Annotated in this window: 13 protein-coding genes and 1 pseudogene; 10 read left to right on the forward strand and 4 right to left on the reverse strand. The window is 53.1% G+C overall.

What is annotated here, in order from left to right; genetic code table 11:
- The first annotated feature begins 17 nt into the window (after nt 1–17).
- The gene (locus tag H4F65_RS08720; protein ID WP_010285780.1) at nt 18–914 is read left to right on the forward strand and encodes a LysR family transcriptional regulator; all 897 of its coding nucleotides are present in this window, start codon (nt 18–20) and stop codon (nt 912–914) included.
- Here the strand turns inward: H4F65_RS08720 and H4F65_RS08725 are convergent.
- The 4 genes from H4F65_RS08725 to H4F65_RS08740 all read right to left on the reverse strand — a co-directional run bounded on the left by H4F65_RS08725 (nt 911) and on the right by H4F65_RS08740 (nt 5,438).
- Nucleotides 911–1,636, reverse strand: a complete 726-nt coding sequence (locus H4F65_RS08725; protein ID WP_199559770.1) for a sulfite exporter TauE/SafE family protein — start codon at nt 1,634–1,636, stop codon at nt 911–913. The two genes, H4F65_RS08720 and H4F65_RS08725, sit on opposite strands and share 4 nt — an antisense overlap.
- A 499-nt stretch (nt 1,637–2,135) precedes the next feature.
- The gene (gene mltB / locus H4F65_RS08730; protein WP_010285778.1) at nt 2,136–3,221 is read right to left on the reverse strand and encodes a lytic murein transglycosylase B; all 1,086 of its coding nucleotides are present in this window, start codon (nt 3,219–3,221) and stop codon (nt 2,136–2,138) included.
- Between the two features lie 138 nt (nt 3,222–3,359).
- Entirely contained in the window at nt 3,360–3,701 is a 342-nt protein-coding gene (locus H4F65_RS08735; RefSeq protein ID WP_010285776.1) for a zinc ribbon domain-containing protein YjdM, read from the reverse strand.
- Nucleotides 3,702–3,821: 120 nt separating this feature from the next.
- A complete protein-coding gene (locus H4F65_RS08740) occupies nt 3,822–5,438 on the reverse strand; it encodes an EAL domain-containing protein (RefSeq protein WP_010285775.1) in 1,617 nt (538 codons plus the stop codon).
- Nucleotides 5,439–5,752: 314 nt separating this feature from the next.
- Between H4F65_RS08740 and fecI the strand changes: the two genes are divergently transcribed.
- The 9 genes and pseudogenes from fecI (at nt 5,753) to H4F65_RS08785 (ending at nt 14,788) form a co-directional block, all read left to right on the forward strand.
- A complete protein-coding gene (fecI, locus tag H4F65_RS08745; RefSeq protein WP_039319453.1) occupies nt 5,753–6,274 on the forward strand; it encodes a ferric citrate uptake sigma factor FecI in 522 nt (173 codons plus the stop codon).
- On the forward strand, nt 6,271–7,227 hold the full coding sequence (gene fecR, locus H4F65_RS08750) for a ferric citrate uptake sigma factor regulator FecR (RefSeq protein WP_010285766.1): 957 nt from the start codon (nt 6,271–6,273) through the stop codon (nt 7,225–7,227). The genes fecI and fecR overlap by 4 nt, the downstream gene beginning before the upstream one ends.
- A gap of 92 nt (nt 7,228–7,319) precedes the next feature.
- A complete protein-coding gene (fecA, locus tag H4F65_RS08755) occupies nt 7,320–9,668 on the forward strand; it encodes a TonB-dependent Fe(3+) dicitrate receptor FecA (protein WP_010285765.1) in 2,349 nt (782 codons plus the stop codon).
- Between the two features lie 89 nt (nt 9,669–9,757).
- On the forward strand, nt 9,758–10,672 hold the full coding sequence (locus H4F65_RS08760) for a Fe(3+) dicitrate ABC transporter substrate-binding protein FecB (RefSeq protein WP_010285764.1): 915 nt from the start codon (nt 9,758–9,760) through the stop codon (nt 10,670–10,672).
- Nucleotides 10,669–11,664, forward strand: coding sequence for an iron-dicitrate ABC transporter permease FecC (gene fecC / locus H4F65_RS08765; protein WP_010285763.1), 996 nt, complete (start codon nt 10,669–10,671; stop codon nt 11,662–11,664). Before H4F65_RS08760 ends, fecC begins: the two co-directional genes overlap by 4 nt.
- Nucleotides 11,664–12,623, forward strand: a complete 960-nt coding sequence (fecD, locus tag H4F65_RS08770) for a Fe(3+) dicitrate ABC transporter permease subunit FecD (RefSeq protein WP_010285762.1) — start codon at nt 11,664–11,666, stop codon at nt 12,621–12,623. The genes fecC and fecD overlap by 1 nt, the downstream gene beginning before the upstream one ends.
- Nucleotides 12,624–13,391, forward strand: a complete 768-nt coding sequence (gene fecE, locus H4F65_RS08775; protein ID WP_010285761.1) for a Fe(3+) dicitrate ABC transporter ATP-binding protein FecE — start codon at nt 12,624–12,626, stop codon at nt 13,389–13,391.
- Between the two features lie 877 nt (nt 13,392–14,268).
- A pseudogene (locus H4F65_RS08780) lies at nt 14,269–14,475 on the forward strand (transposase); the annotation flags it as partial.
- A gap of 1 nt (nt 14,476) precedes the next feature.
- Entirely contained in the window at nt 14,477–14,788 is a 312-nt protein-coding gene (locus tag H4F65_RS08785) for a hypothetical protein (RefSeq protein WP_010285759.1), read from the forward strand.
- The last annotated feature ends 16 nt before the right edge of the window (nt 14,789–14,804 follow it).

Raw genomic sequence — 14,804 nt, forward strand, 5'->3', positions numbered from 1 at the left:
CCGAGACAGATTCCCCTATGCGATTCGATTTAACCGATCTCCGGTTGTTTCTCAATATTCAGAAAGCAGGCAGCATTACCGGTGGCGCAGCGGCGTCCAGCCTGACCGTGCAGGCCGCCAGTGAGCGAATCCGGGGTATGGAGGATGAGCTTGGCGTAGCGCTGCTACTGCGCTCAAAGGCGGGTGTCTCGCTCACCGACGCAGGATTTTCGCTGGCGCACCATGCCCACATTATCCTGCGTCAGGTAGACCATATGCGCAGCGAATTACACCAGTACAGCAAAGGGCTGCGCGGTCATATTCCGCTGCTGTGCAACTCTGCGGCGCTGAATGAATATTTGCCTGCCCTGCTGGGCCGCTACTTGGTGGTCTGTCCGCAGATATCCGTAGCGGTGAACGAAAAACTCAGTCGCGATATCGTCGATGCGATTCGCAATCAAACCGCCGACCTTGGCATTGTGGCCGATTCCGTGCCGCTCGACGGGCTGGAAACGCGCCCATTTCGTCAGGACGAACTGGTGGTTGTCGTTCCCCGTGACAGCATCTGGTCTGACGCACAACAGCTCACCTTTTCCGCCATTGCCGACGCCGAATTTATCGGGCTTAGCGAAGGCGCGGCTTTGCAGGAACACATCGACGAACATGCCAAAAGGCTAGGAAAACGCCTCAATTATCGCGTGCGTCTTGCCAGCTTCGACGCCGTCACGCAGGTGATTCACAGCGGTATCGGCATTGGTATTCTTCCGCGACATGCCGCACAGCGCATGATGGAACGGCTGGCGGTTCGTACGATCCCGCTGTCAGACGACTGGGCAACGCGTAATCTGGTGGTCTGCGCCCGCCAGTTTTCCGCACTGCCCGGCTATGTTCAGGATTTCGTGACGTTTATTACGACAGAGAACACAGCAGGTTAAAGCAGCCCGCGTGCGGCCATGTATCCGCCCAGTGCTATCAGCCCAATGAAGAAGCAGCGCCGGAAAACCGCTTCGCTAATCGCGTGGCGCAGGCGTTGCCCTATCATCATGCCCAGCAGCGCGGGAATCAGCGCTAGCATCGACTGCCAGAGATTGATGCCCTGTAGCCCCATCCCCTGCATCAGCTGTAGCGCCAACCCCAACGTGGAGACGGTAAACGCCAGCCCGAGCGCCTGCACCAGATCGTTTTTATTGAGCCGCAGGCATTGCAGGTAAGGCACGGCGGGAATGACGAAGACGCCCGTTGCCGCCGTGATAGCGCCAGTGATGTAGCCCACCAGCGGCGACAGCCAGACTTCGTGACGACCTGGCTGCGGCAACGTCGTCGCTACGATGCCCCACAGGCCATAAACCACTAAAATGCCGCCGAGTGCCGCGCTCGTCCATGACGATGATGAGGTTAGCGCCGGCAGACCGTTCCAGAACGTCCCAATAATGATCCCGGTAAACAGCGTCCAAAACCGTTTAATCAGGCTGAGAAAGGCGGGGCCGCACGCAAGTTGCCAGATGTTGGTTACCAGCGAAGGAACGATCAAGAGCCCCGCCGCGCTGGCCGCGGGCATCACCAATGTTAACAAGCCCATCGCGATGGTCGGCAATCCCAGACCAATCACGCCTTTCACCACGCCAGCCAGCAGAAACACCACCATCATCGTCGTCATTCATCGCCTCGGTTTGCAACGTCATAGTAGGAAGAACCCTACGCAGGAATAGTCCGATGAGGGCACTGCTGGTGTCTATGCGGATTGTATTGAGGGTGATTCAGGGAAAATTTGAGGCAAAAGGAGGATTAAGAGTCTTGGAGTCACATCTTTATGCCGGCTCAGAGACCGTTTCGTGCGCCACAATACCGCTATTCTCATTCTACCTCGTAGCACGCGCCCGACATAGGGGGCTACGCCAGCCCCCTATGAACCCCGGCTTTTGGCGGAAATTATGCCGCTAAAGCGGTGCCTTCGTCGGTATCAGGCTTAGAGGACCGCTTGCGACACGTTCCCGACGTGGCGCAAGCTTTCGCCGCATCCATGCGGCTCATCCTAAGCCTGCTATCTCCTCAGCATAATTTTTTACGCCAGATAACGGCCAACCCCACTTACGTCCCTGCATTAGGTAAGAGACAGACCCAGCGAATAGGGCTACCAACACCAAACAGCAGATATCTTAGTAATTCTGATTCTGTCGCACGCGGCCTACGGCCTCACCCAGTTGCCATACGGCCATCGCGTAATGCGTGCTGTGGTTGTAACGCGTGATGGTGTAGAAGTTCGGCAATCCATACCAGTATTGGTAACCCGTACCGATATCCAGCCGCAGCAGGCTGGCTTCACTGTATCCCGCCAACGAATGCTGTGGCGTTAATCCCGCGGCCTGAAGTTCCGTGAGCGAGTAGCGGGTATTGAAACCGTTCGGGAGCAGCGGAGCCTGACCGTTTGCCTGCACCGCCACAGGCGCGCCTTTCACCCACCCGTGCGCTTTGAAATAATTGGCTACGCTGCCAATCGCGTCCACCGGATCCCACAGGTTGGTATGTCCGTTACCGTCGAAATCTACCGCGTAGTTCTTGAAGGATGATGGCATAAACTGCCCATAGCCCATCGCGCCAGCGTAAGAGCCACGCAGACTGAGCGGATCGTTGCCTTCTTTACGCGCCATCAGCAGGAAGGTTTCCAGCTCGCCCGCAAAGTAATCGGCACGTCGTGGGTAATCAAACGCCAGCGTTGCCAGGGCATCAATGATGCGCGTTTTCCCCATGACCCTTCCCCAACGGGTTTCAACGCCAATAATGCCGACGATGATCTCAGGCGGGACGCCGTAAATGTTCTGAGCGCGCTGTAGCGCATCCTGATATTGATTCCAGAACGCCACGCCGTTCTGCACGTTGTCTGGCGTAATAAACTGATTGCGGTAACGGTTCCAGGCACCGTTCGGCCCCGAAGGTGGTCGCGATGTCGGGGCTTGTTTATCCATCAGACGGATCACCCAATCCAGACTTTTCGCCTGCACCAGCACATCATGCAGCTGCTGGCGGTTAAAACCGTGCTCCAGCACCATTTTATCGACAAACCGCGCGGTAGCCGGGTTAGTCGCAAAATCACCACCTAGTGGATGAACATTGTGTGCGGGTTCAAGCAGGAAGCCACCTTTAAAAGGATTACCTGAAGGCGCTTCTGCGGGAGGAGGGGCCGGCTGACTGCTACAGGCCGAGAGCAAAACGAGCAGAGGGAGAAAACGAGCCAAATGACGCATCAGATATCCGTATAGCCAGGTAAGAAATCAATACAGGCTATGGTAAAGGATTGTCTGATGTGAAAAAACCAGCCAGAGGTGAAAAAATGCCGCGCGCCGCTCAAATAGAAGACCGACGCGCGCATTATTACATCCGAATCAGTTTTTCTTCACAAACTCGGACTTCAGCTTCATCGGGCCGAAACCGTCGATTTTACAATCAATATTGTGATCGCCTTCGACCAGACGAATGCCCTTCACGCGGGTGCCGATTTTCAGCGGCGTTGAGCTGCCTTTGACTTTCAGGTCTTTAATGACCGTTACCGTATCGCCATCCGCCAGCAGATTACCGTTGGCATCTTTTACCACTAAAACGTCATCCTGCGCCGCCGCGTCGCCTGCTGCGGACCACTCATTTCCGCATTCAGGGCAGTTAAGCATTTCGCCCTCTTGCCAGGTGTATTCAGAACTGCATTTTGGACAATGAGGTAACTGTTGCATGATAAACTCCTGAAAAATTCACAATAAAAAAGTAATAAATATCATTAGGTAACTACCATATTTTCGACATTTTATCCTTTTATGCGTATTTTTGATAGTGAAGCCGCATTTATCGTGACTTTACGACGCATCCGACCCTGTTTCACCTTTTTCCGCCAGAAACGTAATCAATGCGTCTTGCGTTAGCGCTTTGGAATACAACCAGCCCTGCGCATAAGCGACGCCAAGGCTTTTCAGATAGGCTTCCTGAATCGGAGTCTCAATCCCTTCAGCAACAATATGCAGATTAAGGCAGTGTGCCATGCTGACAATATGAGACAGCACAATATCGGTCGGTGAATGGTCACTAATATTTCCAACAAAGGATTTGTCGATTTTAAGTTTATTGGCTTTTACCCGCTCAAGATACGACAGTCCGGAATAGCCGGTACCAAAATCATCAATGGCAACATCAATGCCTTGTTGTTGATACAGCTCCACCATCGGAGCCGCTTTCTGGGGTTCAATCATGGAGGACTCGGTTAATTCGACATTAACATTAGCACCATCAAGATCGTATACAGCAATCTGCTCCACGAGATAATTGAAAACGGACATATCTTCGAACTCTGCCGCCTCAAGATTGATAGAAACAAACATCTCAGGGTAACTATTTCTCAGCATGTTGGCCGTTTGTAGCGCCTCATTAATGACGAACAAAGTTAAATCTTTCATTAACCCAACCTGACGAATCATGGGAATAAAAGAGTCCGGCGTAATCAGGTGACCGTCCGAATGACGCCAGCGTATCAGCGCTTCACACCCCACGATCTGCGCGGTACCCAATTTAATAATCGGCTGGTAATGTAATTCAAACTCTTTTTGCCTCAGCGCATTATTTAATAGATGGTAAGGATTTTTAATTGCCTGCGCTGTTCTGGAGACAAGAACCGCGAGAAGTAGAGAAAGCACCATGAAAATGGGAATAAAATAGAGAAACAACATAAAAGCAAAACGATAGGATTTAGGTTCGTCAGCATTAACCACTAATAAAATATTACCATTTGGCATGGGTTTTAAAAGAAAATATTTATTGTCACTGTAAAATCGATTTGTAGCGGAAGATTCGCCAGAAAGAATTAAAGCGATATTAGAAATGTATACGTTCGATATAATTACCACGCCATTGTCTTTTTCAACAAAGGCATATTTTATATTATGGCTATAAGAGGGGATATTTATAAAGGAATTCGGATTGAGAACGATAAGATAATTTGACGATCCGACATAAATCATCTGGCGATATCTGTTAAGTGTATTATCGGCGTTATACCAGACCCGATACTTATTTTTATAGATAAGATCGGGCGAAAGCAGTGGAGAGCGGTTTATATTACTTAACATCAAAGAACAACGGGGCCGATTGTCCTCAATATAAATCACATCCTGTACATAATCATTGGAATAAGAGGTGCGCCTGAGTTGCTCCATATGTTCATTTGAACAAGAACGAAGCGTATTTTGATCAAACACATCCAGCACTCTGGTGGCTTGCGCCATTATTTCTTCTGCATGCCCGATAGCAACATCTGAAAAACTCACCACATCATGCTCAAACTGTTTTAACGTCACTGCCGCATATACCAGAAGCACCAGTGCACAGATGGCGGAAAAAAGACAAAAAAAAGCAGAAAAAATCAGGAAAAAACCGCGCTTAAAATAGAGCGTTTGAAAATAGGCTAGCAGGCTTTTTTTCATCGGAGTGACGTATCATCATTATGAGAAATCCAACATAGCACACAACCCCTATCGACAATGTATCGATATCTCAAATAATTCTTATTTTAAGATACCCGTAACCGTCGGACTCCGCAGCGACTCTCAGGCAAAGGCGACATGGCTATTTGCTTTTCTATTTTCCTTCCTATTTACCTTAAAAAACAGTCAGTTGCTTTCTATCACTTTTTTCTTATCGCTACCGCTCTGTGATTTAATTGTAATGAGAACCATTATCATATTAACATAGTACCCTATCATTGACCGTCGATACGTTTTTTCTATTTCTGCCCATGATATCTGACCACGCCACTCCCTCTGCTGAACTGACGCTTGAATCACTCTATGGTTCGCATCACGGCTGGCTGAAGCACTGGCTAACGGGCAAGCTCCAATCCTCTTTTGACGCCGATGATATTGCTCAGGACACCTTCCTGCGCGTGATGAACGGCGAGTCGCTGACCGCAATCCGCGATCCAAAATCCTTCCTGTGTACCGTCGCCAAGCGCGTGATGGTCGATCTCTTTCGCCGCAATGCGCTGGAGAAAGCCTATCTGGATAGGCTGGCGCAGTTGCCAGAGGCGCTTGCGCCCTCACCGGAGATCCAGCAACAGCAGCTTGAGACGCTCCAACAGGTGGATCTCATGCTCGATGGCCTGAAGCACAAAGCACGACAGGCGTTTTTACTTTCCCAGCTTGATGGCATGGCCTACGGCGAGATCGCCACACGGCTGAATGTCTCCGTCAGCTCCGTCAAAAAATACGTTGCCAAAGCTACGGAGCATTGCCTGCTGTTCCGTCTGGAGCACGGGCTGTGAGTCTCCCGCTGACCGATTCCCAGCGTCAGGCGCTGCGCGCTGCCTCACATTGGTACGCGGTACTAAGCGACGAACGCGTGAGCCCCCAGCAAACCGAGAAATGGCAGCAGTGGTATGAGCAAAATCGAGATCACCAGTGGGCCTGGTCGCAGGTAGAAACGCTGCGCAATCAGATGAACGTTGTGCCCGGCAACATCGCCCACCGCGCCCTTCAGGATACGCAGCTTGCACGCCGCCGAGTGATGAAAGGCCTTTTACTGCTGTTAGGCGTTGGTGGCGGGTGGCAGCTTTGGCGTTCCGACACAGGAACGGGCCTTCGCGCCGATTACACCACGGCGAAAGGGGCAATCCGTCAGCAGCGTCTGGAAGACGGAACGTTGCTTTCGCTGAACACCGACAGCGCCGTCGATGTTCGCTTCGATCTACAGCAGCGGCGTATTCACCTCTGGTACGGCGAAATCGCGATTACCACCGGGCAGGATGCCAGCAGTCGCCCTTTCTACGTGCAAACACGACACGGGCAATTGACCGCCCTCGGCACTGAATTTACGGTCCGTCAGGAAGCCGACAGCACGCTACTGAGCGTGCAACACCATGCGGTGAAAGTCGTACTGGCAAACGATCCGACCCAAGAGCGCATCGTGCGTCAGGGAGAAAGCCTGCGCTTCAGCGCGCGGTTTCTGGGTGAAATCCAATCCGCAGAGGAAGAAGACAGCCACTGGGCGCAGGGCATTCTCAGTTTCAGCAATAAGCCGCTCGGCGAGGTGATAGCGACGCTATCGCGCTATCGTCACGGCGTACTACGCTGTAGCCCAGAGGTCGTGACGCTGCGGTTAAGCGGCACCTTCCCGCTGAAAAATACCGATACGGTGTTACAGGTCATCGAGAAAACACTTCCTGTTAAAATTCAGTACATTACTCGCTACTGGGTCAATATCCTTCCCGCACACTAAACGATAACGAAAAAAATTATCATTCTTAATTGTCCTTTTTCTCCCTCTCATTCGACTTAGGTGTATAGAACAAAAATGATGATGGAGATGTTATGACGCTCTTACGCGCCTTTCATAAAGCAACCCCTTTAGCCATGGCGATACAGCTCAGCCTGCTGTCGACAGTCGGTCTCACGACAGGGATGGCCCACGCCGCGACAGTTCCCGCCACCGCACGCTACGATATTGCTGCTGGCGAGTTAGACAAAGCACTCAACCACTATGCCGCCCGCAGCGGGATTACGCTGTCGGTCGATGCCAGCCTGACGCAGGGTAAACGCAGCAACGGCCTGCACGGTGACTACACCATTGACGGCGGTCTAAAAGCCCTGCTAGCGGGTAGCGGTCTGCAACTGAAGGCGTTGGGCGATAACGCCTGGACGCTGGAACCGATCCCTGCGGCAGCGGAAGAAACGCTGACGGTCGTTGGCGACTGGTTGGGGGAGGCGCGTGAAAATGACGTCTTTGAACACGCCGGCGCACGCGATGTGATCCGTCGTGAGGACTTCGCCAAGACCGGTGCCACCACGATGCGCGATGTCTTAAACCGTATGCCAGGCGTGTATGCACCGGAAAATAACGGCACGGGCAGCCACGATCTAGCTATGAATTTTGGTATTCGCGGTCTCAGCCCGCGCCTTGCCAGCCGTTCCACCGTGCTGATGGACGGCATTCCGGTGCCGTTTGCCCCTTACGGTCAGCCACAGCTTTCCCTCGCGCCCATCTCGCTTGGCAATATGGACGCCATTGATGTCGTGCGCGGCGGCGGTGCCGTACGCTACGGGCCACAGAGCGTCGGCGGCGTCGTGAACTTCGTCACCCGGGCGATCCCAAAAGAATTTGGCATGAGCGCTGGCATAGAAGGTCAACACAGCCCGACGTCTTCACAGCACAACCCGAAAGAAACGCACAACCTGCTGGTTGGCGGCACGGCGGATAACGGTTTAGGTTCGGCGCTGCTCTATTCCGGCACCCGCGGCAGCGACTGGCGCGAACACAGCGCGACACGCATTGACGACGTGATGCTGAAAAGCCGCTACGCGCCAAACGACGTGCACACGTTTAACAGCCTGCTGCAATATTACGATGGCAGCGCCGATATGCCGGGCGGCCTGTCGCGTGCCGATTACAATGCGGACCGCTGGCAGTCAACGCGCCCGTACGATCGCTTCTGGGGGCGTCGTCAGCTTGCCAGTCTGGGCTATCAATACCAGCCGGATCAGCAGCACAAATTCAATATTCAGGGCTTCTACACGCGCACGCTGCGCAGTGGCTATCTGGAGCAGAATTCCATCATTACCCTGTCGCCACGCGAATATTGGGTACGTGGCATCGAACCGCGCTACAGCCAAAGTTTTACCCTCGGATCTTCCGCTCATGAAGTGGGCGTCGGCTATCGTTATGTCAGCGAATCCACCCATGAGGTGCGTTACTTCACCAGCACCGCCAGCAAGACGCTGCCAAGCGCCAGCAGCCCTATCGACCGCGAAACCCGTGCGGGTACAGAAGCGCACGCCTGGTACATCGACGACCGTGTTGATATCGGCAACTGGACGATTACGCCGGGAATGCGCTTTGAGCACATCAAATCTCATCAGGACAATACGCTGAAAGGCACGGGCGAAGCGGTCAGCTACAACGCACCGCTGCCTGCCTTGAACGTGCTCTACCACGTTAACGAGAGTTGGAATCTTTATGCAAACACCGAAGGATCATTCGGCACCGTACAGTACAGCCGAATTGGCAAGGCTGCTCAAAGCGGCAAAGTGGAACCAGAAAAAGCGCGCACCTGGGAAGTCGGTTCCCGCTACGACGACGGCGCGCTGACGGCAGAAATGGGCGTTTTTCTGGTTAACTTCAATAACCAGTATGACTCCAATCAGACCAACAACACCGTCACCACGCGGGGAAAAACCCGCCATTCCGGGCTGGAAACACAGGCACGCTATCACCTCGCCGAGCTGTCACCCCACTTAGACGCGGTGTCGGTTTATGCGCGCTATGCCTATGTGAATGCGGAAATTCGCGAAGCAGGTGATACCTACGGTAATCAGGTGCCCTTCTCTTCAAAACACCGGGGAGGATTTGGCGTCGATTATCAGCCGGGCAACTGGACGTTCAACCTGAACAGCGAGTTCCAATCCAGCCAGTTCGCCGATAACGCTAACACCGTTGCCGAAAGCGCCGATGGCAGCGCCGGACGACTCCCCGGCTTTATGCTGTGGGGCGCACGCGCAGCTTATGACTTTGGTCCGCAGTTCTCCGATCTCAATCTGGCCTTTGGTGTGAAAAACCTGTTCGACCACGATTACTACACTCGCTCGAACAGCGATGACAACAACAAAGGGATTTATGCCGGTCAGCCCCGCACCTTCTATATGCAGGGCTCACTGAAATTCTGATCGCCATACGCTCTCGCCGGGCAACTGCCCGGCCTGACTAACGATCATGACTTATTCGATCACGATAATGACCATTATGGGGTTACGCTATGTTTGCTCTAATTCGCGTTGCACTGATTACCACGCTTTGTCTGTTCGGACTGGGCCGCGCCAATGCGGTAACCGTACAGGATGAACAAGGTTCCTTTACGCTCGACACGCCGCCTCAGCGTATTGTGGTGCTGGAACTGTCTTTTGCCGATGCGCTGGCAGCGATAGACGTCAGCCCGGTCGGCATCGCCGATGACAACGATCCCGATCGGATTCTGGCAGAAGTCCGCGAACATCTTAGCCCTTGGCATTCCGTAGGCACGCGCGCGCAGCCGAGCCTGGAAGCCATCAGCGCATTGAAGCCGGATTTGATTATCGCCGACAGCAGCCGTCATAGCGGCATTTACACGGCGCTGAAAGCGATTGCACCGGTGCTGCTGCTGAAGTCGCGCAACGAAACCTATGAAGAGAACCTGCACTCAGCGGAGATCATCGGCAAGGTGTTGGGGAAAGACAGCGTGATGCAGGCTCGTCTGGCCCAGCATCGCGAGGTGATGAAAGCCTACGCAGCCCAGCTTCCCCAAGGCACCAATGTAGTCTTCGGCACCTCACGCGAGCAGCAGTTTAACCTGTACTCCAGCGATGCCTACACCGGCAGCGTGCTGGCCGCACTTGGCCTGAACGTCCCGAAACCGATTAACAATGCCCCGATGGCTTCCATCAATCTGGAACAGCTGCTGGCGATTAACCCACAGTGGCTGATCGTGACGCACTATCGCGAAGAAAGTATTGTGAAACGTTGGCAGCAGGATGCGCTCTGGAACCTGCTGGAAGCGCAGCAAAAACAGCAGATTGCCGCCGTTGACAGCAATGCCTGGGCGCGGATGCGCGGTATTTTTGCGGCGGAACGCATCGGCAGCGATACGGTGAAGATTTTTAAGCATCAGCCCGTTAGCGTCAGCAGCGAGCAATGAGGCAAAGTTTTCATCCATTCTGGCGTTGGGGATTGCCAATAGCGGCACTGCTGGGCGTGTTCTGGCTTAGCCTGTTCTGTTATTCCGCGATCCCCATCCCCGCCTTGAGTGCCCTCAAGGCGCTGGTAACGGGATCGTCCTCTTCGCTACCCGAGGCGCTGGTGCTCAACCTGCGCCTGCCACGCAGTCTGGTTGCCGTTCTGATCGGCACCAGTCTGGCATTGTCCGGTGCCCTGCTTCAGACCTTGACCCATAATCCTCTGGCTTCTCCTTCTCTGCTCGGCATCAACAGCGGCGCGGCGCTAGCGATGGCACTGACCAACGCATTCAGTTCTTCACTCTCCGGTTACCCAATCGCCTTTGTTGCCGCCTGCGGCGGCGGACTGTGCTGGCTGCTGGTGATGGCCGCAGGCGGCGGCTGGCGACAAACGCTCGATCGCAATCGACTGATTCTGGCAGGCGTCGCGCTTTCTGCGCTGTGCATGGCCTTAACGCGGATTACGCTTCTGCTGGCGGAAGATCACGCCTATGGCATTTTTTACTGGCTGGCGGGTGGCGTATCGCACGCGCGCTGGGTCGAATTCTGGCAACTCTTCCCGTTTGTTATCACCGTCACCCCGGTTGTCCTGCTGCTGTCTAACCAGCTTAATCTGCTGAACATCGGTGACGTGAGCGCCCATACGCTGGGCGTCAACTTAGGTCGTCTGCGCCTAATCCTCAATCTGGCCGTGCTGATTCTGGTGGGTGCCTGCGTGAGCGTCGCCGGTCCGGTCGCATTTATCGGTCTGTTAATACCGCATCTGGCGCGTTTCTGGATCGGTTACGACCAAAGAAAGCTGCTCCCCATGAGCATGCTGATGGGTGCGGCGTTTATGTTACTGGCCGATCTGCTTGCCCGTGCGCTCGCCTGGCCGGGCGAACTGCCTGCTGGTGCAGTACTGGCACTGATCGGCGCGCCCTGTTTCGTCTGGCTGGCAAGGAGGCGAGGATAATGCGCCCCATTATTGTGTTCATCTCGATTACGCTGCTGCTACTCGCCACCAGCATTCTGTCGCTGCGCATGGGCGCGATTCCGCTGCCGTGGTCGGCGTTGATGAGCGGCTGGCACAGCACCAGCGAACATCATTATGTACTGACCCAATACCGTTTGCCCCGCGTGCTGCTGGCACTGTTCGTCGGCGCGGCACTGGCTATTTCCGGCGTACTGGTACAAGGAATTGTGCGTAACCCGCTGGCATCGCCGGATATTCTCGGCGTGAACCACGCGGCGAGTCTGGCAACCGTCGGCGCACTGATGCTGGTGCCCGCGCTGCCCGTGATCTGGCTACCGCTGATCGCGTTTATCGGAGGCATCGCCGGGCTGCTGCTCCTGAGACTCATCGCGGGAACATCATCCCCAATGCGGCTGGCACTCATCGGCGTCGCACTGTCCGCGACCTGGGCAAGCGTCACCGACTATCTGATTATCTCCCGCCCGCAGGATATCAACAACGCGCTTCTGTGGTTGACGGGTAGCCTGTGGGGGCGCGACTGGTCATTCGTGATGGTCGCGCTGCCCGTCCTCTGCGTATTGATTCCGCTCAGCCTGCGCTTTTGCCGCGATCTGGATTTGCTCGCGCTGGGCGACGACCGTGCCAGCACGCTGGGCGTGAATATCGGGCGCATTCAGTTTTGGGGGTTAACGCTCGCCGTCGCACTCGCCGCAACCAGCGTGGCCGTGTGCGGGCCTATCGGCTTTATCAGCCTCGTGGTGCCGCATCTGATCCGCTATCTGCTGGGAGGACGGCATCGCTGGCTCCTCCCAACTTCTGCCGTTGCTGGTGCATTGGTACTGCTGCTTGCCGATCTGCTGGCGCGCACGCTGAACCCACCGATGGAATTACCCGCAGGGGTGCTCACTGCCATTATCGGCGCGCCCTGGTTTTTTTGGTTTCTCGTGAGAATGCGCTAAATGGAACTGACAACACAAAACCTGACGGCGGGCTATGGCGACAAGCGTATTCTTGACGGATTGTCGCTGTCGCTGCCCGCCGGAAAAATTACTGCCCTGCTCGGCCCCAACGGCTGCGGCAAGTCAACGCTGCTGAAGTGCTTTGCCAAGCTGCTTACCCCGGAATCCGGCGTTATTCAGCTCGACGGCAAGCCGCTCTCTGCGTTCTCCGCCCGCCAGCTCTCGCGCCATCTGGCGCTGTTACCGCAGCAGCATTTGACGCCAGAGGGGATCACCGTACGTGACATGGTGGCCTACGGGCGCAGCCCTTGGCTATCACTGTGGGGACGGTTATCGCAGGACGATCGACAACGCGTGCAGCTCGCAATGGAGAAAACGCACATCGTCGACCTCGCCGACAAACGGTTAACCGATTTGTCCGGTGGGCAGCGTCAGCGGGCGTTTCTGGCGATGCTGCTGGCGCAGGATACGCCCGTCGTCCTGCTCGATGAGCCGACAACCTATCTCGATATCAATCATCAGGTCGAGTTAATGAAGCTGCTACGTGAACTGAATCAGGCGGGTAAAACGGTGGTGACCGTCCTGCACGATCTGAATCAGGCCAGCCGCTACTGCGATCATCTGGTGATGCTGGCAGGTGGACGCGTGATGGCGCAGGGTTCACCGCACGAGGTAATGAAACCGGCATTACTACAGCAGGTGTTCAGCATTGATGCGGAGATCCACGCCGAACCCGTCTCAGGGCAGCCGATGTGTGTGGTGCGGTGAGCGCAGACCATGTTTTTTATCCAGCATTCGTGGGCATAACTACCTCATAAAAATATTTATGCTCCTCAAGAATAGCCTTGTTAGCCGTGAGACAGCAGAACCGCTACTCTGCCTGTGTGACAGGGAACCAATAGACATAGCGGGAACACCACTATGGCGAGTAGCTCAAACCATCAGGCGCTAAATAATTTATATGGACATCGACCCAGTGCAAACACGAGAAATCTTTTTCTGACAAAGCAGTCACACGCATATATCCGGCGTCGTGAGTTCATTTTCCGCGTCTTCTCTCCCTGATGATATCTCACTTATGTGCTGATATTACCCAGACTCGTCATTTATTTCGGTAACGTGACCCTTAATAACAACCAAAATTGGATAATCATTCCAATTGAATTAAATAACATGAGAACTATATCGGTACATGTTAGATAGACTGAAATACATGGAATATAATCATCATCCTAATTAATTAGTGGTGCTAAAAAAATTATTTCTTTGGGACGGAAATTGATTAACAAGAGAGCCCCCCAGACATCTTCGGAGGTAAAGCATTAAGGAATAAAAACATCCTCCAACAGTCAATAGCTTCTCTATTGAAGCGTTTATGCCGTTTAAAAGTAAGTCCTGAGCGTGTAAAAAACCGCATGATCATGTACATGCATCATTACGTATTCCTTGTAGAGTAAATGCTTGTAACTTATTGTAATGCATAGTCTTAATTAAGGTTAATTAGAATATTCAGTATAGCATATCGTCGGCCATAATTTACCGTCATAAAAATGTAAAAAATGTGACTCAAGCAGTTTTAATGCTGTAGCAGGGCGCTATAAAATCAGCATAGTTTTTTAGGAGAATGAAAACAAACAAGGAGAAAAACACGAAGTTCAGGTTGCTGTTCCTGCCAACGTATTCGCCGTGGCTGAACCCGATAGAACTGCTGTGGTTGTCGTTACATGAAACAATAACGCGAAACCACCAAAATCGATACATGTGGCAGTTACTGGAACGTGTAAAACAATTTATGAACGCCGCTTCACCGTTCCCCGCTAATCAACATGGACCGGCAAAAGTGGAGCGCTAATATGAGAAGTTATTTAGAAAATCAACATCCTAAATATGATTTCAGCCTTAATAAGGCATGGTCAAATGTACTATCATTCGCTTCTGGGAACGTTCAAAAAAATAATATCTATGCCCTAAAGGAGAAAATAGAATCAGGAGATGTAGCTGGATGGGAGGACGTCTATAATCTTTTATCCTCAATGGGATGTAATATATATGATATTTTATCTATTGCATCGTGTGCGATTAAGCAGGATGTTGATTATGAGTTTCACCTGATAGATGGTGATGCACTGAGAGGATGGGATTCTTCTTTTTTTCAAAAAATTTAAATTATAATTATATAAA

The organism is Pectobacterium brasiliense, from assembly GCF_016950255.1.
Lineage (GTDB): Bacteria > Pseudomonadota > Gammaproteobacteria > Enterobacterales > Enterobacteriaceae > Pectobacterium > Pectobacterium brasiliense.